At 49.8% G+C, this 23,816-nt stretch carries 21 protein-coding genes; 6 read left to right on the top strand and 15 right to left on the bottom strand.

The features are described from left to right. Positions 1-4 precede the first annotated feature (4 nt). The 9 genes from araG to DY231_RS09240 form a co-directional block, all read right to left on the bottom strand. Complete coding sequence (araG, locus tag DY231_RS09285; RefSeq protein WP_115628110.1) at positions 5-1,519, bottom strand: L-arabinose ABC transporter ATP-binding protein AraG; 1,515 nt, start codon at positions 1,517-1,519, stop codon at positions 5-7. A 95-nt stretch (positions 1,520-1,614) separates the two neighbouring features. Continuing rightward, positions 1,615-2,604 (bottom strand): arabinose ABC transporter substrate-binding protein, encoded by a 990-nt coding sequence (locus DY231_RS09280; RefSeq protein ID WP_034496091.1) that lies wholly within the window; start codon positions 2,602-2,604, stop codon positions 1,615-1,617. A 1,120-nt stretch (positions 2,605-3,724) separates the two neighbouring features. After that, complete coding sequence (locus tag DY231_RS09270) at positions 3,725-4,348, bottom strand: DUF4225 domain-containing protein (RefSeq protein ID WP_147295637.1); 624 nt, start codon at positions 4,346-4,348, stop codon at positions 3,725-3,727. Positions 4,349-4,360: 12 nt separating this feature from the next. Then, on the bottom strand, positions 4,361-4,561 hold the full coding sequence (locus DY231_RS09265; RefSeq protein WP_115628107.1) for a hypothetical protein: 201 nt from the start codon (positions 4,559-4,561) through the stop codon (positions 4,361-4,363). Next, positions 4,561-5,040, bottom strand: a complete 480-nt coding sequence (locus DY231_RS09260) for an Hcp family type VI secretion system effector (RefSeq protein WP_115631811.1) — start codon at positions 5,038-5,040, stop codon at positions 4,561-4,563. Before DY231_RS09260 ends, DY231_RS09265 begins: the two co-directional genes overlap by 1 nt. A 234-nt stretch (positions 5,041-5,274) precedes the next feature. Beyond that, a complete protein-coding gene (locus tag DY231_RS09255) occupies positions 5,275-5,832 on the bottom strand; it encodes a DJ-1 family glyoxalase III (RefSeq protein ID WP_115628106.1) in 558 nt (185 codons plus the stop codon). Between the two features lie 45 nt (positions 5,833-5,877). Then, positions 5,878-7,083: a glycoside hydrolase family 88 protein gene (locus DY231_RS09250; RefSeq protein ID WP_115628105.1), complete on the bottom strand. Its 1,206-nt coding sequence runs from the start codon at positions 7,081-7,083 to the stop codon at positions 5,878-5,880. A gap of 14 nt (positions 7,084-7,097) precedes the next feature. Then, complete coding sequence (locus DY231_RS09245; RefSeq protein WP_115628104.1) at positions 7,098-8,378, bottom strand: oligosaccharide MFS transporter; 1,281 nt, start codon at positions 8,376-8,378, stop codon at positions 7,098-7,100. Beyond that, the gene (locus tag DY231_RS09240) at positions 8,375-10,210 is read right to left on the bottom strand and encodes a DUF2264 domain-containing protein (protein ID WP_115628103.1); all 1,836 of its coding nucleotides are present in this window, start codon (positions 10,208-10,210) and stop codon (positions 8,375-8,377) included. The genes DY231_RS09245 and DY231_RS09240 overlap by 4 nt, the downstream gene beginning before the upstream one ends. A 228-nt stretch (positions 10,211-10,438) precedes the next feature. Here DY231_RS09240 and DY231_RS09235 point away from each other — a divergent pair, with 228 nt between their 5' ends. Together DY231_RS09235 and DY231_RS09230 are read left to right on the top strand one after the other, a co-directional pair. Next, positions 10,439-11,308, top strand: a complete 870-nt coding sequence (locus DY231_RS09235) for an AraC family transcriptional regulator (protein WP_115628102.1) — start codon at positions 10,439-10,441, stop codon at positions 11,306-11,308. Positions 11,309-11,566: 258 nt separating this feature from the next. Then, on the top strand, positions 11,567-12,070 hold the full coding sequence (locus DY231_RS09230; protein WP_115628101.1) for a non-heme ferritin-like protein: 504 nt from the start codon (positions 11,567-11,569) through the stop codon (positions 12,068-12,070). An 84-nt stretch (positions 12,071-12,154) separates the two neighbouring features. Here DY231_RS09230 and DY231_RS09225 read toward each other — a convergent pair whose 3' ends face one another. The 5 genes from DY231_RS09225 to DY231_RS09205 all read right to left on the bottom strand — a co-directional run bounded on the left by DY231_RS09225 (position 12,155) and on the right by DY231_RS09205 (position 17,542). Next, on the bottom strand, positions 12,155-13,291 hold the full coding sequence (locus DY231_RS09225) for an alginate lyase family protein (protein WP_115628100.1): 1,137 nt from the start codon (positions 13,289-13,291) through the stop codon (positions 12,155-12,157). A 13-nt stretch (positions 13,292-13,304) separates the two neighbouring features. Next, complete coding sequence (locus DY231_RS09220; protein WP_115628099.1) at positions 13,305-14,393, bottom strand: ABC transporter ATP-binding protein; 1,089 nt, start codon at positions 14,391-14,393, stop codon at positions 13,305-13,307. A gap of 10 nt (positions 14,394-14,403) precedes the next feature. Continuing rightward, positions 14,404-15,243 carry a carbohydrate ABC transporter permease gene (locus DY231_RS09215; protein WP_115628098.1) on the bottom strand — a complete coding sequence of 280 codons (840 nt, stop codon included), beginning with the start codon at positions 15,241-15,243 and terminating at the stop codon, positions 14,404-14,406. 10 nt (positions 15,244-15,253) lie between these two features. Continuing rightward, the gene (locus DY231_RS09210; protein WP_034496117.1) at positions 15,254-16,132 is read right to left on the bottom strand and encodes a carbohydrate ABC transporter permease; all 879 of its coding nucleotides are present in this window, start codon (positions 16,130-16,132) and stop codon (positions 15,254-15,256) included. A 114-nt stretch (positions 16,133-16,246) separates the two neighbouring features. After that, on the bottom strand, positions 16,247-17,542 hold the full coding sequence (locus tag DY231_RS09205) for an ABC transporter substrate-binding protein (protein WP_115628097.1): 1,296 nt from the start codon (positions 17,540-17,542) through the stop codon (positions 16,247-16,249). Positions 17,543-18,038: 496 nt separating this feature from the next. Here DY231_RS09205 and DY231_RS09200 point away from each other — a divergent pair, with 496 nt between their 5' ends. The 3 genes from DY231_RS09200 (at position 18,039) to DY231_RS09190 (ending at position 22,805) form a co-directional block, all read left to right on the top strand. Next, a complete protein-coding gene (locus DY231_RS09200) occupies positions 18,039-19,277 on the top strand; it encodes an alginate lyase family protein (RefSeq protein ID WP_115628096.1) in 1,239 nt (412 codons plus the stop codon). Positions 19,278-19,297: 20 nt separating this feature from the next. Beyond that, on the top strand, positions 19,298-21,316 hold the full coding sequence (locus DY231_RS09195) for a heparinase II/III domain-containing protein (RefSeq protein WP_115628095.1): 2,019 nt from the start codon (positions 19,298-19,300) through the stop codon (positions 21,314-21,316). 145 nt (positions 21,317-21,461) lie between these two features. After that, on the top strand, positions 21,462-22,805 hold the full coding sequence (locus tag DY231_RS09190; protein WP_115628094.1) for an anaerobic C4-dicarboxylate transporter: 1,344 nt from the start codon (positions 21,462-21,464) through the stop codon (positions 22,803-22,805). Between the two features lie 79 nt (positions 22,806-22,884). Here the strand turns inward: DY231_RS09190 and DY231_RS09185 are convergent, their stop codons facing one another. Beyond that, positions 22,885-23,136 carry a DUF2766 family protein gene (locus DY231_RS09185; protein WP_034496127.1) on the bottom strand — a complete coding sequence of 84 codons (252 nt, stop codon included), beginning with the start codon at positions 23,134-23,136 and terminating at the stop codon, positions 22,885-22,887. 98 nt (positions 23,137-23,234) lie between these two features. Here DY231_RS09185 and DY231_RS09180 point away from each other — a divergent pair, with 98 nt between their 5' ends. Next, positions 23,235-23,807, top strand: a complete 573-nt coding sequence (locus DY231_RS09180) for a sugar O-acetyltransferase (protein WP_115628093.1) — start codon at positions 23,235-23,237, stop codon at positions 23,805-23,807. The last annotated feature ends 9 nt before the right edge of the window (positions 23,808-23,816 follow it).

Genomic DNA, 23,816 nt, shown 5'->3' with positions numbered 1-23,816 from the left:
TTACTCATGCGGCTGACGCGCTGGTTTTTGGCATTGCCAGACTTAATGCTTGCTGCTCGTTGGTTTCGCCGTGCAGCAGTTCACCGGCTATTTCCCCTTCGCGCATCACAATAATGCGGTCCGCAAGGCCGAGCACTTCGGGTAAATCACTTGAGGCAAACAACACCGCCACGCCTTGCGCCGCAAGGGCATAAATCACGTTATAGATTTCGTGTTTTGCGCCAACATCAATGCCGCGCGTTGGCTCATCAAGCAAAATCACTTTCATCTCTTCTGACAACCAGCGCCCAAGAATGGCTTTCTGCTGATTGCCGCCGGAGAGATTCATAATGAGCTGATCGGCTGACGGGGTTTTGATATTCAGCGAGCGAATATGCGTGGCGGCGTTCTCGGCTTCCCACCGGTTATCAATCAGGCAACCGGCGCTGATATGCTTGCGCCGCGCGCTGATGTTGATGTTGTCGCGCACCGAATGCACCGGAATAATACCGTCGGCTTTACGATCTTCCGGGCAGAGCATCATGCCGGCACGAATCGCATCGGCGGGCTTATTGATGTTGATAACTTTGCTATCAATCAGCACTTTACCGTCTGTGATGCGCGTGCCGCCAAACATCCCTTTCATTAACTCGCTGCGCCCGGCACCCACCAGGCCAAACAGCCCGACAATTTCACCGCTGCGTACCGTCAGGGAAATCGGGGTGCGCACGCCCGGGGCTTTTACGCCATCAAGACGTAAGCGCTCGGCTCCGTGCTCGCGCGGTTTCCAGCCGTAAATATCCCCCAAATCGCGCCCGACCATCGCCTGCACCAGCGAATCGTGATTCACCTGCTGCATGTCGTCGAAAGTGCGAACGTAACGCCCGTCCTTAAATACGGTGATCGCGTCACTTAAAGCGAAAATCTCTTCCATGCGGTGCGAGACATAAAGAATGACGCGCCCTTCAGCCCGCAACTCACGGATCACGCGGAATAAATTGTCGATTTCACGGCGGGATAGCGAACTGGTTGGCTCATCAAAAGCGATCACTTTTGCGTTACGCGCCAGTGCCTTGGCAATTTCCACCATCTGCCACTGGCCGATAGATAAATACTTGAGTGGCGTGCTCGGGTCGATATCCAAACCGAGGTGCTCAAGTTGCAATTTCGCTTCGTAATTCAATAAAGAACGGTTCACGAAGCCCGCTTTATGCGGTAGTTGCCCGAGGTAAATATTCTCGGCGACCGACATTTCCGGCACCAGGTGGAGTTCCTGATAAATAATGGCGACCCCGGCATTCAGGGCCGCAGGCGTGTCGGCAAAAGTGACTTCTTCGCCGCGCAGAACAATGCTGCCTTCGCTCGGCGCATAGTTCCCGCTAAGAATTTTCAGGAGCGTGGATTTCCCGGCGCCATTCTCCCCCATGAGTGCGTGAACTTGCCCGGCATAGCAGTCGAAACTGATGTCCTGTAAGGCTTTCACGCCAGGGAAAGTTTTGCCTATACCGCGGAAAGAGAGATATGGTGTCTGATGCTGCATGACAGACCTCAATGTCGGATGACGCTTGCGCTCATCCGACCTACAGTTTGGGTTGGGTGGATGAAGCTTGCGCCTATCCACCGTGTTTTCGCAGATTACTTACCGCCGAGACCTTTTTTCGCCAACTCTTCTTTAAAGTTATCGCGAGTAATCAGCACCACATCCGTCACTTCGGTGAATTTTGGTGGCTCCGCCCCTTTGCTCACCCAGTTGTAGAGCATTTCGCTGCTCTTATAACCGTGCACGTCCGGGCTTGGCAGCAAGGAACCGTAGAAGCCTGTCGCCTGCGCTTTCGACAATTCGCTGATCGCATCAACGCCGTTGATACCCACGCCAATCACATCTGGCGCTTTGAAGCCCTGACCTTCTGTGGCACGCACGCCGCCCAGCACCGTGTTGTCATTCATGCCAACAATCAGCCAGTGTTTCACCTCCGGATGCTGAACCAGCATGGAGTTTGCGGCGTCGAATGCGCCTGGGATGTCGTTAGATTTGGTGGGGACTTTGTAGATTTGTTTTTCCGGGAATCCGGCGGCTTTCAGGGCTTCCATTGAACCCGAAGTACGACGGCGAGCGGTATCGAGTTCGTCAGCGGTAATCGCCATCACGGCAGAATCTTTCACATCCCAACCGCGTTTTTGCATCTCTTTATAAAGCTCTTGCCCCTGACGTTCGCCAATTTTGGTCGCCGCCATCATCACCAATGGCACCGTATCCATTGGCTTACCTTTGGCGGTAACAAACTGGTCATCAACAGCAATCACCTTCATGTCGTAGCTTTTTGCTTTGGCGACGATCGCTGAACCGAGCTTGGGATCGGGCGTACAAATAACGAAGCCTTTCGCGCCGCTGGCCGCCAGGCTGTCGATGGCGTTCAGTGTTTTTTCACCGTCCGGAACCGCAATTTTGATCACTTCAAAACCGAGATCTTTCCCGGCTTTATCGGCAAATTTCCATTCAGTCTGGAACCACGGCTCTTCTGGTTGTTTGACCAGAAAACCGAGCTTCATCGTTTCCGCGATAGCGGATTGTGACATAACGGCAGCGATACCAATGGCCGCCAACGCTTTAGTAAATTTGTGCATGGAATACTCCCGCTCGATTTTATTATGTGTAGGGTAAGATTTAGTGAAAACAAGCCATTAGCACTGCTGGCTTTTAGCTTTTCAGGCCTGGGATAGTTGTAGCGGGAAATTAATAATCCATAGGAGAGCGCAATCACACAGCAGAAATACAGTAAAACCGTGCATGTATTCAGCAATTAAAGACATAAAAATAGAGGTATATGTCAGACAAATGAATAAGGGAATAGCTTATTTGTCCATAAGTTCAGCCAGCGCATCCCTGCGGCGGGTTCGCTACCAGACTTTAATGATTCCTCCCTGCTCTCCCAGGATGGCGGCCAGTTAGGGTTTCCAGTTCGATTGCCATGAGTGATCCCTGGGTAAAGGAGTAAGTATAGGAAAACCTTCTTTATTAATAGGTCATGAAGAGATGTGAAATATAATTGATTATTTTTAATAATATCAAGCAACAAATAAATTCACCAATTTTATATAATGTGCAATATAAATTGTTATCTACCCATCCTCTGGCATTACTTGTATCATACATTTCCTGGTAAATAGTCTCTCTTCTACATGGATGTTAAGTGAACAATGAATATAAAAAAAATAATCTTGAACAGTGGATTTACCTACCGCGAACTACTGACTATGAAAAATAAATTCCATGCGATGAGAAAATGGTATCGTTTGGAAAGAAAATCGATTCCTGAATCTGAGTCTAAGGATTTTATAAAATATATCCTATTGATTGCCAAAAGATCATGTTTTACACCATTCGTTAGTTTCATTATTGGGTGTTTGCTAACAATGGGTATCATACTCATGTATGGTGACATTCGGAGTACACTGCTAATGTTCTCCATTTCATTATTCTCTACGCTTTACGCTATCCACATCGCCGCAAAATCAGAGAGCTTAAACATAGTCACAACAGTAAAGTTAATAAAACTTCACACCATAATAAAATTAAAAAATCTGAAGTAGCAATTACATCATAACTAAAAGCACTCGATATATAGCAAGAACCAAATAACCGACCTGCTAAAATAATGGAAGTCCACAGTTAAAACAAACTTACATTATTTATACAATCAACTATCTAACTACATAAATTAATTTTTTAAAAACTCACAAAAAATTAGTTATCTTCATATTTATACCCATCTTCTATGAACTCAACAGTAAACCTCTTGAATTGACTACCAACCAGGAATCCTTTCATCGCCAGATTCTTTTTAGTCCACTTAGACATATAGTCACCACACCAACTATTGAATAACTTACCAGTACCAGGGCGCTCAAACCATCCTTTAGGAACCAGCCTATTTGAATTTTGAAATTCAACCGGCATTTTGACCGCACCATATAACGTGGCGCAAAAATCCACTCCCTCATAAATTAAATCACCGTTATATTTATCATAACCAAGAATTTTCGCACCCTTTCTGTAAATCCATCTCACAGGTCCTACACTTTGATGCTCAAAAAGAACCGGAGATAATGATTCAAACATATTGTTAGCGCCATGAGCTGCCAGGACAACACCGATGGCACCCATTTTTTTCACATGCAGTTTCTTACTAACTTCGAGCAGAGCCAAACCTGTAGATATTTGAACTCCTCCAGCCACCACCCCACCGGCAATTTTCGCATATTTCAAAACACCTTGCTCTTCAAAAATCTCCGTAGAAATGTATTTTGTATAATTCCCAAGCCTTAAAAGCTGATATTCCCGCTCTGCCATATCAGCTTCGGCTTTCACATCATTGACTATTCACATCCTTTCATTAGGATCAAAGGTCTGATGGAATCGATAATTCATCTCATTTATATAGTCATCGATTTCCTTCAAATAGTTCATCCTGATAATGGCATCTTCAAGAAAGAAGCCGGCAGCAAGATTGGCGACTCTCTTTAATGCGACGGCATAATTATCCAGGTCATATTTCAAATGAGAAATTGCCGAAGTTCCCATCAGAGCACCCTATCATTCCATAAACTCCACCCGCTGGTTCCTGAGGAAATATGTTCCCAGGTTATCGTTTCATAACGGATGGCAATGCTCTCTTGGGGCTGAACATCATTGTGAGTCAGAGAGTTGGGATAGAAAAATCGCACCTGGCTCAGCGTCGCGCCGGTGAGTTTAACTTTAAAAAAAAGCTCCATCCCGCCCGCTATTGAAGTGCGATACATGAAAAAATCACATTCAACTTTTTCATTATTAGAGATAGCCACACCTAACAGAGGTGTTGATTTATCGATGGGTTTTCTTATTTCAAGCGGATGATGAATGGCATTTTGCTCTCGAGTTATTACGTTCGACAGCTCGTAGATTAAAATTTGATCTTTATGTCCAAACTGATATGTGTTGCCGATGGAGTCTGCAGTCCCGCATCCTTGAGAAAGCATGCCCTGCTTTTCACCATTAATCGTCATATAAATGACATTTGCCATTTTGTTTTCTCCGCAATTAGAATTAATTAAATCACGAAGAATTAAAACGCCGGGAACAATAAATAACCATTTAAAAATAACGAACAACCGGAATCATATTTTCCAGGCTCCGAAGGTATTCAGACGATGTAATTCTCAATTATAATTAGAAGTTTTAATAATGATTAACGAAATGTATATCATGCATAATAATAAACTCACTCAGGAAATGATATATCCCCTGAGTGTTCACCACTACCACGGATAATAAATATGCTCCGCATGATCCCGTGCTGCGGCTTCATCACCTTCAAGCCGTGCCGCTACGGTCAGCGCAAAATCAAACACTTTCCCCAATCCTCTTCCGCTTATCAGGTTGCCGTCTTCGACGACATCGGCGTCAACATAAACGCCGTCGCCAACCTGTTGCCATAAATCGCCGGAACAAACATAGCGACGTCCTTTCAGCAAACCGTTCCCGCCCAATACGCGCGCGGCTGCGGAACAAATCGGGCAGATAAATTTCCCGAGTTCATCGTGACGGCGGACGAAGGTAATCACGCTGGCGCTTTTCGCAAGGAATACGCTGCCTTCCGGGCCTCCGGGCAGAACAATGGCATCAAATGTGTCGTCGAAACATTCACTCAACGTGGCATCGGCGACCATCGGTATATCGTGGTAACTCACGACCGCACGCGAATCAATACAAGAAAGGGTGCGCACATTTATTTTAAGACGACGCAGAATATCAATGGTAACAATGGCTTCTGCTTCTTCAAAACCAGGCGCCAGTAAGACTGCAACGGTTTTCATCACGACTCTCCATGTTGCCCCCGCAACATTACGGGGGCGAGAAAATTACCAGTAGAGACTCCACACCTGACGCACGCGTGCCAGTGCTTCAAGGTAGAAATAGTCTCCCCAACTACAGCATTCATCCACACCTTTGCCGCTTGCCATGTGATAAACCGAATGTTTCAGCAAGCCTTCACATGGCTCATCGTCCCGCGCCAGGTAGTTATCGGTCAGCGACTGAATCATGCGCAGCGCCATCTCTTCGTAGTGGGCGCGATGTTCATCCAGAACCGGCAGTACTTTCACCAGTTCCAGCAGCCCGCAAGCGGTAATCGCCGCGGCCGAGCTGTCGCGCACCGCATCAGTGCCCAGCAACGCCAGATCCCAGTGGCAAACGTCATCTTCCGGCAAACGATTGATAAAGTAATGCGCCAGGCTGCGGGTGAGATCGACCATACTTTTATCGCCGGTATACAGATACGTGAGCAAGAAACCGTATATGCCCCACGCCTGCCCTCGCGACCAGCACGAGCTATCGCTGTAACCCTGGTGCGTATTGCCAAAACGGGGTTCGCCAGTTTCCACATTCATATAGTAGGTATGGAATGTGGAGGCATCCGGGCGAACAATGTACTTCGCCGCCTGCTCCGCGTGCGCTGTTGCCGCCTCGGCGTAGCGAGCATCACCGGTTTGTTGGCTCGCCCAATAAAGCAGCGGAAGGTTCATATTACAGTCAATAATCATCCGCCCCTGTTGTTCTGGATCATTCAAATCGCCCCACGCCTGAATGATTTTCGCCACCGGGTTAAAACGCTCCATCAGGATATCGGCCGCTTGCAGCGCGGTCTGGCGGGCAATTTCATTGCCGGTTAAACGCCAGGCGTTGACGCACGAGAGCGTATAAAGGAAGCCCAAATCGTGAGTCGCGGTTTCGATTCGCTGGTCTAAACGCTCCGCAAAAGAGGGCAGATAACGTTCAGCCGCCTGGCGATATTTATCCTCGCCGGTCATCTCCCACGCCAGCCACAGTTGCCCAGGCCAAAAACTGGTGGTCCACTCGTTGTTCTCAGCAGGTTTCCACTTGCCGCCTTCGCAGGCTTCGTTAGGGAATTTATCCCCTACCAGAGCAATCGTCTTGTCCAGCTTTTTAGTGACGCTTTGCAACGCCTTATCCAGCTTATGTTTCAGGGCCAGGCGGTCTACTTGATGCAATTCAATAGGGCGCAGTGGCTCGGTCACCACTTTTTCAGTGACTACAGAACGGGTCATAACGTCTCCTTTAATTAATGTTTTACCGGCTCGACCGGTGAAGTGTCTAAAGCGGGTGGGAAGGTTTGAGATTCAGCGCGCACTGACTGGCAGCGCGAGAGCGTGAAAGCGGAAATCAAGGTGAAGACCAGCGCGCAGCAGCCCATTATTAAGTAGGTGTGTGCGAAGCCGATTTTGTCGTACAGATAACCGGCTGGCGGTGCGACGACCACCGATCCGACATAAATCATCGCCTGATAACCCAGTAAGTACATGGTAGCGTTGACCTTTTTGTGGAAATGCTCGGCAATGTATTTAAAGACGGAGATCAGCAACAGTGCGATTTCCACGCCGTAGAACGGCTTGATGATTGAAATCACCAGCGGATCGGATGTCAGACCTGAGGCAATCAGGCGCAAACCCACCACACAGCCGCACAGCAGCAACCCCTTTTTCGCACCGTAATGATTTACCAGCACCGGAATGAACATCATCATCACGAATTCCATGCCGGACTGGACGGTGCTCAAATAGCCGTACCAGGCGTTGCCCTGCTCTTTGGTGTCGAAGAACGAGACGAAGTAGCGCGGGAACTGCTGTTCGGCGACAAACATCATCCATGCCACACCGGCCACATACAGGCTGAACATCCAGAATTTGCGGTTTTTCAGCAACATGATGACATCGGAAAACACAATCTTATTCGCTGAAATCACGTTGTTATTGCGCAGCTGTTCATCGCCAATTTTGAGGCTGACCAGCACCACCAACATCAAGACCGAAGTGGTGCTGCTGACCAAAAAGTTTGCCAGCGGCGTGTAGTTGAACAACAAACCGGACACCGATGCGGCCATCGCCCAGCCGAGCGAGCCCCACATACGGATGCGCCCGAATTCCAGGCCATACAAACGGCTGAATCTGTCGGCGTACGACTCGGACGCCGCCACCCCTGCGTACCAGCCGAGGCTCAGATAAAACGCGCCAATGATGATGCCAATAGTGGTGTGCGTGAGCAGTAGCGGTTGATAAACCGTGACGAAAAACGGCGCCATTAACGCCGAGATAGCACAGACAAAATAGAGCAGCCATTTGCTCATCCCGATTTTGTCCATGATGTAGCCGTAGACCGGTTTCATCACCACGGCAAAGACGCCGTTAATGGCGAAAACGCTGCCGATGGTAATGCTGTCCAGCCCTACTTTTTGGCTCAACCACAGGGCATACAGCCCGAAGCTTGAAGACCAGGTGAAAAAGTAGAGGAAGATAAAAGTGCTCATTTTGATTTGAGCAGTACGCGTTGGTGTTGAACTATTCATTGAGGGTTCTCCAGAAACAATACGTGCTTTTGGTGGTGGCTCATCACCAGGCGTACAGCGCCCTCGCTGATAATGGCTTGCGGGCAAGATTGTTCGTTAAAGCCATCAGTATCCCCTGCCCAAACGGCACTGATTAGCAGATGTGTACCCACGTTTAATTCACCGCGCAGCAGCGGGACAGCCGCTCGTTCGGCGAACAGTAAGTTGCTGTTTGGCGGCGTTAAAATCTGCTCTCCGGTACGCGGTTGCGGGCTTAAACAGTAGATAGCGCTGGTATCGGTCGCAGTCCGCAGAACACTTTTCGACGCCGCCAGTTCGGTTTGCGGCAAGGGGCGATTGGCCAGGCTAAAACCGCCTTCGGCACAGTCGAGTTCACGTTCGGTTTTGAGGTAATGCACCCGCACTTGCCAGTCGCCAAGCGGCACCAGCCAGGTGTCGATAGTCACGTCATTCCATGGCTGCCAGCGGCTGTAAATCATGCCGTCGGCAGTGGTGACTTGCTGACATGCCCGACGCCCGCGCCAGTAATCATCTTTCTCAGAAAGCAGCAGCATTGAATCTGGGGAGGCGTGATTCAGGCCGTAACGTCCGCGTTCGATGGTGAAACCGTAGCGAGTGGAATAAGCAAATTTGCAGTATTTGGCTTCGGTATTAACGAAGTTATTCAGCTCCAGCTGGCCTGATGTCACCATCCATAAATTGTTGTCCTGATGAACCAGAATTTGAGCGGCGTGAGGAATGCTGTGTTCCGTATCCCGTGCAGGTAACGGTAATTCCTGGGCCTGCCAGAATTTATCGTTTTCACCCAGCGCCAGCACCAGCATGGTTTTCAGTCCCCAATAAGGCGAACCGGGCGCGTTGTAATCTTCCGCCATAATTAAGTTCGGATAGCTGTAACCCACGCTCAACACGCCATCGCGGTCAAACAGCGGCTGTTGCAGCCACCAGCGTAAATGGCGCAGCACGATACCTTTCACCACGCCAGGCTCGTAAACCTCAAGATCTGCAAAGGCAGCAGCGCTCCAGAACGCAGCCTGCGCGAAGCGATAAGTCAGGCTACGGCCAAACGGAATTGCCGCGCCATCGTCGGCGAAGAAATGGATAAAATCGGCGGCAAACAGTGTGGCGCGCTGGCGCAATGTCCGGCAGCGTTGCGGGTCAACCTCGGCCATTAATTTGGCGTAGATAAGCCCATAGAAATGGAATCCCATCGAAATGTAATAATCACGCGGACGACCGGGGCCGTCTGAATACCAGCCATCACCGAGGTAGTAGTGCTCCATCGCCGCGAAATGCTTTTCGAGCGCTTCGGCATTATTCGGCATGCCGCAATGGTGGAAACCGACCTGCACCAGAATCGGGAAGAAATGCCAGTTATTATCCGGGATATCCTGGTTTTCACTCTGCCTGAGCCATTGCCAGAGATGATGCTTTTCTTGCTCGCTAAAGTGCGCCAGCAGCGGTTTATGCGCCACCGCCAGCATTAATCCGTAGGCCGCCATCTCCACAATACGCTGATCGTAAGGTGCGACTTCTCCCCAGTAATCTGCATGTTCAGGGTTGGTGCCGTTTTTTATTGCCTGAATATAAAAAGAGAATTGTTCCGGCTCGTAGCCTCCCGCCAACAGTGGAGTGACGCCCCACAGTAAACGCGAGAATGTTTCCATATTTGCAATTTGCTGGCCGTAATGAGCAGTAAAATTAGCAAGATCGACGCGACTGGTATCTTTTTTAAAGAATGGCGAAACGGCATTCAATAATTGATTCACCAATTTATGAAGATCGTCCCTGTTTTGCAGAGGGTTATTCAGAGTAATATTTTCAGGTTGCAAGATTTCCTCCCGTCAGACACGAGAATATTGTAAGTTGTTGTTATTCATATTTTCTGTACGCTCAGTTTGCGCGTTGATGCAAAGAGTAGTCGCTTTTATTCCTGAGTCAGAGTGAGCCGCATCACAAAACTAAACCGTTATTTCACTTTCACTGGCTTTTTCTAAATCCAGGGGCAATAAATTACAAATCATGGCGTAAAAACTTAAATTTATTGTCCTGGAGGGGAAATGAGCGAACAACAATTTATGGAGCGGATCACCCTCGATAGCCAGGTTATCTCATTTCATCGGCTACGCGCCTCCAGCGCGCAGTATTACCACTGGCATCAGTGTGCTGAGTTTCTCTATATTTCAAAGGGATATGGAATAGTCGTGGTCGATAACCAGCATTACACGGCCAGGCCTGGGCGGCTATTTATCTTCCCGGCGTTTCGTCTGCACAAGGTTCACGTCGATGCCAGCGATACCAATCACTACCACCGCACCACTATGCATATTGAGCAAACGTCCATAATGAGCACCCTGCACGCTTTCCCGCGCCAGCTGGCACAATTTTCGGCCCTTGCGGCCAGCAATGCCCCGGCGCAGGTTTACGATTTAAGTGAACAGGGAGAGTTTATGGAGGTCATTCTCGAGCAGTTCGACAAACTTTGCCTTAATGGGCATTCGACCGCCAGCGATGTGGCGCTGATGGTGATGCAAATCATGGCTTTCCTGCCCGAGCAACCGCAGAAATTTATTCAGCCTCAACAGACAGTTGCGTCACGCATCATGCAGTGGGTGGAAAGCAACTACAGCGGCAAGTTTTCGCTGGATGAGCTGGCGCAGTCCATCGGGTTATCACGCAGCTATACCTCGCGTATTTTTCGCCAGCAAACCGGGGGCAGCATTCATGAATACTTGCTGACGCGGCGTATCAAGAAAAGTTGCGATTTATTGCGTACTTCGCCGCTAAGCATTGATGCCATCGCCCAGGAAGTCGGTTTTATCGAGGTGACTTATTTTATTACCTGTTTCAAAAAAATGATGAGCCAGACGCCGCTGCAATACCGAAAACAATCGCGGGCGAAATTAGCTGGTGAACAAAATATGATCTAAAACAAAAAGGCATCAATTCAGATATTCATTTTTCGATGGTGAATCACAACATTGATCATGAAATTTTAATTACCCAAGATAAACCTCAAGCCTAATAATTATTTCATTTTTTGTTTTTAATATTTCATCGTGAAGCATGTTGTAAATAAGGGTAAAACGGCAGAATTAAACGTATTGCAAATAACCCAGAAGAGGTATTATTTTAAAAGCTTCTCCCCCGACCTTTACCCGATGTTCCGCTTCAATAAGGAAATGATTATGGCAACCTCCGGCATGGTTCAAAGACTCAACTTGCAGATTAACCGCGATTTTTACTCTTCCAATCTCTATTTACGATTAAGCAGCTGGTGTTCTGAAAAAAGCCTGACGGGTACCGCGACATTTTTAAGGAATCAGGCGCAGTGCAATGTGACGCAGATGATGCGTATATTTAACTTTATGAAGCAAGCGGGCGGCACTCCCATTGTGGGGGCGATTGAATCACCACAAAGCGAATGCGACTCTCTGGAAATGCTGTTTGAAAAAACGGTAGAAGATTACCACCAGCGTTGTGCCACTTTAAATAAATTGACCGCTGAAGCGACGGAGTTAAAGGATTACCCGACGCTGAATTTCCTGAAGACCATGGATCGCGAGCAAGAAGAAGAAGGCGTTTTACTCAATACGATTCTCGACGAAGTGCGAAATGCACGCAAAGCAGGGTTATGTATGAGCCAGACCGACGTGCATCTGACCAATTTAGTAAACCATCAGCAGCACTGATTATGCCTATAGGGTGGATAAAGCTTGCGCTTATTCACCCTACAAAACCCATTTCGACAGCGTCATCCGACAAAAACCCACGTTTCAGGCACACCACATCAGTTGCTCACGCAAACTCAGCGTACCTTCCGGGAAACTCACCAGTACCGTTTTGTAGCGCGTCGCGTCTTTTGGATAACCGCGCATGGATTGCAACAACAGGCGCAATGCGCTATCCCAGACAATGCCGTCTAAATCACGATATGGCCACAAATCCGGGTCAGCGATAAACGGCATCAAATAATCAATCCCGAGCTTCACACTTCGGCCATCTTGCACCGCATTCCAGCGGTCGAACTCGACGTGTTCGGCATAGCGATTGAGTAGCAAATGAGCTTCGAGATTGAACAAGGAATAGTGGAACGGCACCGGGCGCTCCAGTTCCATGGTCTGTTTACCTTCCTGGTCAATTTGCGCCGCCATGCGTTGCGTGATTCCCTGCTGGATAATGCGCGCCACCAGCCCTTTATCACCGTAGAACAGCGCATTCACCGCGCGTTGCGCGTCATACCAGGTGCCGTGGTTGTTGTGCCAGACGTATTCCGAATGGCCAACATCGCTAAAGAACATCCAGTGGTTAAAGTCCCGGAACCACTGATGCAAACCGATAATGTCGTCAGTATCCAGTACGCCTGCATTGCTGATCAACCCGATGGTGTCGATAACCATCCACAATAAGCGCGTGTCGATAAGCCCCGTGCCGCGCCCGGACACTATTCCCGGGATCGCCTGGCCGTAATTCAAATGCGGGTTCATGCGCGTCTGTTCATCCAGGAACCAGCACTTGATTTGCTCCGCCGCCGCCAGCGCGTATTTGCGATGCCCCGTAAAATACCACGCCAGCCCTAGCGTCAGGCTACGTTCACACATGCGAATAATGCGCGTAGTGTCGGTGTCATTGTTCTGGCATTGCGGGTTGGTGTGCCCGTCGCGGCGAATATACGGCAGGCCATTTGGCCTGCGTGGATTGGGCCACCAGTAAGTCCCCAGGCTGTAGTAGTCGTGCGGGTCACCACTCACCGGGCGCAGCTTTTTATGCACTACGCTTTCAGGGGGTTGCCCGCGGAGTTTATCCGCCTCACTCACCAGTCTCCCCAGCGCCAATTGCAGCGGCGAAAAAGGTTGCTGCAAGCCGCGGCGGGCATTCTCCAGGCACGTAACATCCAGGGTGTATAACTTCATCAATCGCTCCTTCTTAATGACACGCTACGCGCAGCCCACTGTCGGCATCAAAAATGTGGATACCGGTCACTCTGGGCTGCAACCATACCGTTTCACCTTCCCGTACATTTAATCGCTGCTTAAACACCGAGGTAAAGGATCCCCCGCCAGTGTTGCAGAACAACTGCATATCAGAACCGGTATTTTCGATGGCGGTGATGGTCGCCTTCAGCGCCCCGCTTTGCTCGCTTTCGCCCACCACATTGACCTGTTCAGGGCGTATCGCGTAAACCACTTTTTGCTGCGGCTTCACCTGCACACCCGGCGGCAAGCTTAACAAAGAGCCATCGGCAAGACGTAACATCCTCTCTCCGTTTTGTAGTACCACTTCACCTTTTAACTGATTGATTTCAGGCGAGCCGATGAAACCAGCAACAAATAGATTTGCCGGGCGGTCGTACAATTCCAGCGGGCTACCGACCTGTTCGATTCGCCCCTCGCGTAGCACCACAATCATCTGCCCCATGGTCATGGCTTCAATCTGGTCATGAGTGACGTAGACCGAGGTCGTTTTCAGGCGGCGATGCAGTTCACGAATTTCGCCCCGTACCTGCGTGCGCAGCTTGGCGTCGAGGTTCGAGAGCGGTTCATCGAACAAAAACACCTGCGGATTACGCACAATGGCCCGCCCCATCGCCACACGCTGGCGCTGGCCGCCGGATAAATCTTTTGGCAAGCGGTCGAGCAACACGCCCAGGCCGAGAAGATCTGCCGCCGCTTCCACTTTCTGGCTGATTTCCGCTTTTGGCAGTTTTGCCATTTTGAGCGCGAAACCCATATTTTCGCGCACGGTCATTTGCGGATATAACGCGTAACTCTGGAACACCATCGCAATATCGCGCAGCTTCGGCTCAACGTCAGTGACGTCTTTCTGGTTAATCGCCACCTCGCCGCCGGTAATCTCTTCAAGCCCAGCAATCATGCGCAGCAAGGTAGATTTGCCGCAGCCGCTCGGGCCAACCAACACACAGAACTCACCGTCTGGAATGGTCAACGAGACATCTTTAATAACATGTGCGTCGCCATATGATTTACAGACATTTTTAAGCACTACAGACCCCATGTGTCGCTCCTTATCCTTTGACCGCGCCGGACATAATCCCGCGATTGAAATGTTTTTGCAGACCGAGATACACAATGATGCTCGGCAACATCGCCAGTAAGGTGATGGCAATAAAGATGTTTGGTGTGATGCTTTCATCAGTACGCAAGCGGCCGAGGATCACCGGAATGGTGTTCAGGCTGTCGCTGTTCACCACAATCAGCGGCAGCAGGTATTGGTCCCAAATCATGATGAAGCCGAACGTCACCACGGTGCCGAGCGCCGGTTTCACCAGAGGCAAAATAACGTGGAAGAAAATCTGCCATTCATTCGCGCCATCGATACGTGCGGCCTCTTCGAGTTCTTTGGGGATCGCCGCCATAAATTCGCTGAGCACGAAGATGGAGAACGCCCAGCCCACAACTGGCATGATCATGCCCAGATAGGTGTTATAGAGTGACGAGTCAATCAGCGGCAGTTGCCAATTGATAATCATGTACAGCGGAATGGCGATCACCTCTTCCGGCAGCATCATGGTGGAAAGGATGATCAAACTGACCAACGAGACGCCAACGAACTTTTTGCGCGCTAAGGCGTAGGCCGCCAGCGCACTGACTGAGACCTGCAAAATGGTGCCGAAGAACACCACCACCATCGAGTTCAACAGGTATTGCCAGACGCCAATGTCCTGCCAGGCAAAGATAAAGTTCTCCATTGAAAACTCATTCGGCCAGGCCAGCAGTTCACCAGGCTTCACGGGCGCACCACTGAATGCGGTGGCAACAATGCCCCAGAACGGCCCGACAAATACAATTAACAGCAGGCCATAAATCATCCAGCGGCCTACGGTATCCCAACGTTTACCTAACATGGGCAGCTCCTTAATAGCGGGCAATGCGCTTTTTCAGCGTGAGATGACAAATCGTCAGCACCACGGTGAAGGCGAATAACAGGAACGACACCGCCGAAGCATAGCCGTAGTCAAATTGCTCAAAACCCAGTTTATAGATGTGGGTCATGATCATCTCTGTCGCGCCGGACGGCCCGCCACCGGTGGTGGCGTACACTTCGGCAAACACGCGGAAGCCACGGATAAACGAGAGCATCAACACCACGGAAATAGCCGGGATCATGCCAGGCAGCGTGACGTAGCGCAGGCGGTTCCACCAGTTCGCGCCGTCAACATTTGACGCGTCATATAAATCACGGCTGATACCCGCCAGGCCGGCGATAAATATCACCATGTTGTACGGCACCGCTTTCCAGATATGCAGCAGCATGATCACCCACAGCGCCTGATCGGAGCTGGCGAGGAACCCCTGGTCGGCCACGCCAAACCAACTCAGAATATGATTCACCACCCCGTTCGGCGTTGGGTTAAACAGGATGCGCCACATTTCAGCGACGATAGCCGCACTCGTTACCGCAGGCAGGAAAATCGCGGTACGGATGAAGCGCAAATGACGGGCGGGGCCTTCAAGCAACATCGCCAGGAAGAATGCCAGCACCGCCCCAACCACCATCGTCACCACGACATAAAGGAAGGTATTGAATACTGCCGAATGCAGTTCGATATCGGCAAAAGCGCGGGCGAAGTTGGCAAACCCAACCCATTCATCTGGTTGATTGAAGTTCACCTTGTAAAAACTCATCACCAACCCTTGCAGCATGGGGATGAATTTAAACCAGGTAAAAATGACCAGTGCCGGAGCCAAAAATATCCACGGCACCAGGTTTCGTTTCTGGCGAGAAGTTAACATCGTTTTTATCGCTCTTTTTTGAAGTTAAGTGGCGGATGGCACTTCGTTTATCCGCCCTACGCTTGGTTTTGTAGGGTGGATAAGCGCAGCGTCATCCACCGTCTGGCACCAAACCTACTTCGCCAGCACCTGCTGTTTAGCAAGTTCAGCGTTGACCTTCTCGTTGGTGGCTTTCAGCTCCGCACTGATATCGCTATTGCAGTCAGCCAGAACACGGTTAAAACCATCGGCGGTTATCTGGCGGATTGGCGTCCAGTTCGGCACTTGCGGTACATAGCGGCCTTGTTCGGCGTAGAGTCTGGCGAAAGTCGCCCAGCGCGCGTCGTCATACACCGCTTGCGTGTCCACCTGTTTGTTCACGGGTAAACGCACCACCGGCATATGTTTGCTGCCTTTACCCATGCCGATTTCTTGCCCTTCCTGGGAAATCATAAATTCGATGAACTTGCGGGCGGCCTCTTTGTTCTTGCTGCTTTTCATCATGAAGACCGTGGTGCCTTCAGCCAGCGTGGCGCTGTTTTTCGGGCCTTCGAGCGTCACCACTTCAAACTTGTCTTTGCCGGGGTCTTTATCAAATAACGCGATGTGATACGGCCCGGTGAAGAACATGCCGGTTTGGCTGGAGCGGAATGAAGGGATGATATCGGCCGTCGTGGCATTGATAGCGCCTGGCTGGACCACCTTTTCGCATAACATGCCGCGCATAAACTGCAAGGTTTCCGTCGCAGCGGGTTCATCGAGCGAGGCTTTGAATGTGCCTTTTGTCGCCCCTTCACGGATAAAATCGCCCCCGGCTTGCCACAGGAAGGCACTCATAAACCAGCTGGCATAACCGCGAGTGGTAGAGCCTGGCAACAGAAAGCCGTAGGTATCGTTTTTGCCATTGCCGTCAGGGTCTTGCGTGGTGAAGGCTTTTGCCAGTTTCTCGACATCGCTCCAGGTTTTTGGTGCAGGCATTCCCAGCTTTTCACGCCAGTCTTTGCGCACAAACAGGGCGAAGGTTTGAGCGGATGTCGGCACGCCATAGTATTTCCCGTCGGTGTAGCGGGTACTTTCCCAGGCGGTTGGGTAAATATTGTCGCCCCCGGCGATGGCTTTCGGGTCGATTTCTTCAGCGATGCCAAGCTGGATGAATTGCCCAATGGCGACCGCATCATTGAAGATAAGATCCGGCAGCGCATTGCCCGCCGCCGCTCGCGCCAGGCGCTGCTCGAAATCAGTCGTGGCATTAAAATATTCGATTTTAATACCGGTCTTTTTTTCAAAGGTTTCCGCTTCTTGCTTGTAAATATTTTTTGAGTCGTTGCTGGCACGAATCCAGACATTAAGCGTTTGGGCTGCAAATGCTTGCGAAGCACTTAGCCCCAGGGCGGATATCAGAAATACGGATTTTAATTTTGTAGAGAACATTTATTTTCACATCCTTATTTTAAGAGATTTGATAATTGAATAAATGGAGTGAAGCAGATTATTTTCGATAAAAGAAAAGCTGCCCGATAATTAAATAGAATGGCTGAGTTAAACACAACGGCCTAAAACAGAAATACCGTTTCACAATGTAGAAATGTGTCATCAATCACATTTAAAAATGCGACATAAAGCACACAATAAAAAATAATCAATAAAAACATGAGGATACAAATTTAAACAAATGTAGCAACATATAAAAATAGATTTAAAACTGCTGTTTTTCGTGATCTATAACTCGCTTTTAGGGGCTATTTAGTATCATAAACAAGAGTTTGAAGTGCATCACACAAAAATTAATTCCGCCTCTTACACTGCGCAGGCAACATCAATAATATTATTTCCACTCTCACAATTGATGAATACGAATAACACCGACAATTAATAAGGTGATGGCTTTTATCACCCTGAATTCATTCTGCCGATGGACGGAGAAAATATGTGCCCGAGCAAACCCACTTTATTGTCCTGCCTGTCATTAATTTCGCTGGCGGTTGCAGGAGTATTAACGACTTCACCATTGTATGCCGCCGATGCGCATCCGCTGCAAATAAAACTGGATGATTTACGCTACAGCCAACAACAGGTAAAGGCACAAAATCCGCAATTTATCGGCGCATATCAAAAACTGATTGCCGGAGCGGATAAAGCGCTAACCAAACCGCTGTATTCGGTGATGGATAAAACCCTCACCGCCGCCAGCGGGGATAAGCATGATTACTACAGTTTCCCTCCGTACTGGTGGCCGGACCCAACGACCAAAGATGGGCTGCCGTATATTCGCAAAGATGGCCAGACTAACCCTGATGCCAACAGTGATGCCACGGATAAAAAGCGCCTGGTCAACATGAGCAATGATGTCTGGACGCTGGCGCTGGCGTGGCAATTTACTCAAAACCCAGCCTATGCTGAAAAAGCCCGCGATCAGCTTTTGAACTGGTTTGTGAAGCCCGAAACGCGCATGAACCCGAATCTGCAACATGCGCAGGCTATTCCAGGCATTAACGATGGACGAGGAATCGGCCTGATTGATAGCCGCGCGCTGGTGGAAGTGATTGATGCCGTTGAATTATTACGCCCGGCGAATGTTCTGAGCGAAGATGACTATAGGGTGATAAAACAATGGTATGGCGATTTTTATCACTGGATGACCACCAGCCAGAACGGTTTTGAAGAGGACAACTGGCACAACAACCACGGCACTTATTTTGATTTACAGGCCGCGTCATTTGCCCTGTTTAGTGGCGATGTGCAGGCGGCTAAAAAACGGCTGCAAATCACGCAGCTGCGCCGCATCCCCTCCCATTTTGATAAAGAAGGCCGCCAGATGGCGGAAATTGAGCGCACTCGCCCCTGGCATTACAGCAATTTCCACCTCGAGGCTTACAACAAGCTGGGGCGTTTAGGGGAAGTGACCGGGGTTGATGTGTGGAATTTCAACCTTGACGATCACAGCCTGCGCAAGGGATATACCTACGTCGCGCACTTCGTGAATAGCAATGAAACCTGGCCATGGAAGGATATTGATAAAATGGATGATAAAAAAGCGTTGGTGAATATGGTGAGCGCCGCGCGCGCGTGGCCTGACGACAAGCTGTTTACTGAAAAAGCGGAGTGGTTAATGGCGAAATATCCGGATGATATTTCTCATCTTATTACCCCGTTAAAACAACACTGAATGAGAATAAGGATCGAGCGATGAAGCAGTTCACCACGCAACAACTTATTCTTCTTCGGCAACGGATCAAACAACAGCCAGCAATCATTGAACAATTGATTGCCGATAATTCGGTGGTCCTGAACAACCCGTTGCACGTGCCTGAAACGGCACTGGCAACGTGGAATCTCTATTATTACTGCCCCGACCACGGGGTCAGGCTGATGTGGGACAGACACTCCCCCGCCTCTCATTGCTGCCCGGTAGACGGGCGGCAGTTTAGCGGTGAGCCTTACGACGGTGCATGGTGGCGCGAGCTGAACGGGCTGAATGCCAAAGCCTGCCACCAGCTTGGTGTGTTATGGCAATTAACGGGTGAGCATATTTATTTCGAGAAAGTCCGTGATTTGCTGATGCGCTATGCGGAGTTTTATCCGGGCTACGCCATTCACGGTGATATTCCCTATAACGGGCCGGGGAAAATGAACGCCCAGACGCTGTGCGAAGCCAACTGCCTGCTGGATTTCACCCTCGGGTTTGATTGCATCGCGCAAGCACTGACCGCAGAGCAACGTGAATACATCATCACGCGCCTGCTGCGAGAAGGTGCGCAATTTTTGATGGCTCACCGCACTGCGCAATTACATAACCATGAGGTCAAAATCGGCTGCGCGGTGGGTGTAATGGGTCTGGTTCTGGAAGAGGATTCGCTGCTGGAGTTTGCCGTAAACCAGCCTTACGGGCTGCGTTATCAACTGGAACACGGTCTGTTTGAAGAAGGGCTGTGGTTTGAAGGCTCGGTTCATTACCATTTCTACGCCCTGCAAGGTTTTCTGGCGTTTGAAAAGCTGGCGATGGGCACACGCTGGAGCCTGCTCGATGAACCCTATTATAAAATGATGCTCAGTTTCCCACTGACGTTGTTGATGCCAGACGGCACCTTCCCGCGCATCAATGACTGCATCTACGGCCAGGAAAAACTCGATCACGGCCATCTTTATGAATTTGCATGGTATTACTACCAGGATAGCCAATATGCCGCCGCGTTAAAGGCGATTAATCAGCATCATCCGCGCCTGAATCTGGATGCATTTCTCTACACTCGTCCATTGCCAGAACAGGTTCCGGAGTTGATCCCCACCGGGCATTTACATGCCCCGGATTGCGGCCTGACCCTCTGGCGCAACGCAGCAAAGCAGCGTGCTCTGCTGGTGAAACATACGCCTTACGGTGGCGAACATGACCACTACGATCGCCTGAATCTTGTGCTGTTTAATGGTGCGAAAGAAATCTTACCCGACCTGGGAACGACCGGTTACGGCGCGCCAATGCACTACGCGTATTACAAAAACAGCGCCACGCACAATACCATTACCGTTAACCAGACGAACCAACCGCCTGCGATTCCCGTGGTGCGCCAGTACCATGAAAGCGAGGCATTTTGCTGGCTCGATACGGAAGTGGACTGGCGGCAAACCCCACCGGAACTGGATAGCCATACGCGCGTGCAGTGGGATAGCGATGCCTGGCGCGATGTGCGTTTCCGTCGCCGTTTGCTGTGGCTGGACAACGCCCTGATTGACATCAGCAACGTGCAAAATCCGCATCGCCAACAGATTGACTGGACGCTTCATCTTCATGGCAAAGCACTTGATGTCGAAGGTGAACTGGCGACATTCAGCCACACCGGGCCGCTTGCGATCATGCAGGATGCGCATTGCACTCAACTGACTAATAGCCAGCCGCGCAATTTTGGTACGGTGCTGAATGGACAGGCGTTGTGGCTACACGGGAAGGCCGAACTCTGGCAAGGCAAGGCTCCTGATAATCCGGCGATTGAGGATCTAAGTTATCTGGTATTGCGCAGCGCTGAAAAAAGCCCTGAATTTGTTTGCGCGTGGGATTTTGACAATCAGCAGCCGATCACCGATATGCAGGTTATGCCCGATGGTGAAGGCATGCGCATCGCACTTAAGCGTGGCGAAAATGTGCTGGTGATTGATATCGCCAATGACGACACCAATCTTCCTCACCTCCAGCGCTCACACTGCCCGCTATAAACCACCACTCCGCTTCCGGGCGGGGTGTTAATAAAATGTTATTAAGCACCTGTTTTCATTGAATTTTAACAAACAAGATCTATGTCTCAATGGTAATCCTTACATTCTGTAATGCTAATTACATGTAAAACTCTAAGGGATTGCCATGATTACCATTGAATTTATTGTCATCATTTTATGCTTGCTGGTAGGGACGCGTTTTGGCGGGATGGGCCTGGGTTTAATCAGCGGTATTGGCCTGTTTATCCTCACGTTTATCTTCGGCCTTGAACCTGGCAAACCGCCGGTTGATGTCATGCTCACCATTCTGGCGGTGATTGGTTGCGCGGCGACATTACAGACCGCTGGCGGATTGAACGTCATGATGCAGTTCGCCGAACGGCTGCTGCGTAAACACCCACAGCACATTACTCTGCTCGCTCCATTCACCACCTGGATGCTGACGTTCCTGTGCGGAACCGGGCATGTGGTGTATACCATGTTCCCGATTATCGCCGATATCGCGCTCAAAAAAGGTATTCGCCCGGAGCGCCCAATGGCGGTCGCGTCGATTGCTTCGCAAATGGCGATTACGGCCTCTCCGGTTTCGGTGGCGGTGGTTTCGCTGATTTCTATTCTGGCGGCTAATCACGGCATCGGGCGCGCGTGGGGCATTCTCGATATTCTGTGCGTTTCTGTGCCCGCCTCTTTATTTGGCGTGTTGATTGCCGCGCTGTGGAGTTTACGCCGCGGTAAGGATTTGAAAGACGACAAAGAGTTCCAGGAAAAGCTTAAAGATCCCAAACAGCGTGAATTTATCTACGGCAGCAGCGAAACGCTGATGAATCAGGTGTTTCCAAAACAGGCCTACTGGTCAACGTGGATTTTCTTCGCCGGAATTTTAGTGGTGGTGTTATTAGGAGCGATTCCCACCCTGCGCCCAGCGTTTGAGATCAAAGGTGCGCTCAAGCCGTTATCCATGAATCTGGTTATCCAGATGATGATGTTGATTGCCGGTGCCGTGATGCTGATGGTGTGCAAAGTGAATGCTTCCGCAATCTCTAACGGCGCGGTATTTAAAGCCGGGATGGTGGCGATTTTCTCGGTATTCGGCGTGGCATGGATGAGCGATACCTTCTTCCAGGCGCATCTTGAAGAGTTGAAAATGGCGTTGGAAGGCGTAGTGAAGAGTCACCCGTGGACGTATGCCATCGTGCTGTTTTTGGTCTCGAAACTGGTGAATAGCCAGGCCGCGGCATTAACCGCCGTCGCACCAATGGGGTTGATGTTAGGCGTTGAACCGAAAATGCTGATTGCCTTCTTCCCGGCATCGTACGGTTATTTTGTTCTGCCGACTTACCCGAGCGATTTGGCGTGTATTGGTTTTGACCGTTCAGGCACCACGAAAATAGGTAAATTCATCATTAACCATAGTTTCATTTTGCCAGGTTTGATTGGCGTGAGCTGTGCGTGTGCGGCAAGTTATTTGTTGGTGATGACGTTCTTCTAAAAATACCCGTCATACTTCAAGTTGCCTCTTTGTTGGCTGCGATGCAATTTGAATTATTTAGGGTATTTGATAAGAAGGATTAATGCGCTTCGTTTTGCGGCGTGAATTTCAGCTCAATCAAAGAAATGGCTTTTTGAATCGCGCGGCGGGTCACAGGATCTGCCGCTGCCGGATGGGTAGCGAAATCAATCGTTTTTAACTGGTTCGCCATTTTTTCACGTACTTCTACCGGCGCAATCACATCGATCACATCCAGAATTTGCTTAATCACTAACTGGCACGCCACGACATCGGAAACCAGTTCCTGATCGGCAGATAATTGTTCAGACATTATTTCTCTCCTGTTTCGCAGTGGGCGTCATAGTACATTTCTGTGCGCGGGAACGGTATCAGTAATAGAATATTGCCAGAAAATATAGGGGCTAAATAATGACTGAACATGAGAAATTGCTGGCGGGACTGAGCTATAACACGCGCGATCCCGAACTGCTCGGGATGTACCACAGCGCTCGAGCCATCACCAAAAAACTCACACAACTGGATTCCCACGACTTTGACACCAAACTTTCGTTGCTGCGTGAAATGCTCGGTGGGTTTGGCGATGAAAGCTGGATAGAACTGCCTTTCTGGTGTGATTACGGCAAGCATGTCACCATCGGTCGCAACTGCTTTATCAATACCAACGTTGTGTTTCTGGACTGCAATACCATCACGATTGGCGATAACACGCTGGTGGGGCCAAATGTTCAGTTTTATACGCCGGTACATCCGTTATCAGCCAAAGAGCGCCTGACGGGAAACCCGGATTATCCATTCCTGACCAGCGCCAAACCGATAGTGGTGGGCAGCAATGTGTGGATTGGTGGCAATGCGATTATTTTACCTGGCGTGACGATTGATGATAACACCACCATCGCGGCTGGCAGTATCGTCAGTAAAGATATTCCGGCGGGAGTTCTGGCGATGGGCCAGCCGTGCAAAGTGGTACGGGAGCTGGAATAAGCTCCCGCC

Origin of the sequence: Buttiauxella agrestis, assembly GCF_900446255.1 — a bacterium.
Classification (GTDB): Bacteria; Pseudomonadota; Gammaproteobacteria; order Enterobacterales; family Enterobacteriaceae; genus Buttiauxella; species Buttiauxella agrestis.
This window is presented reverse-complemented; position numbering and strand designations above follow the sequence as displayed.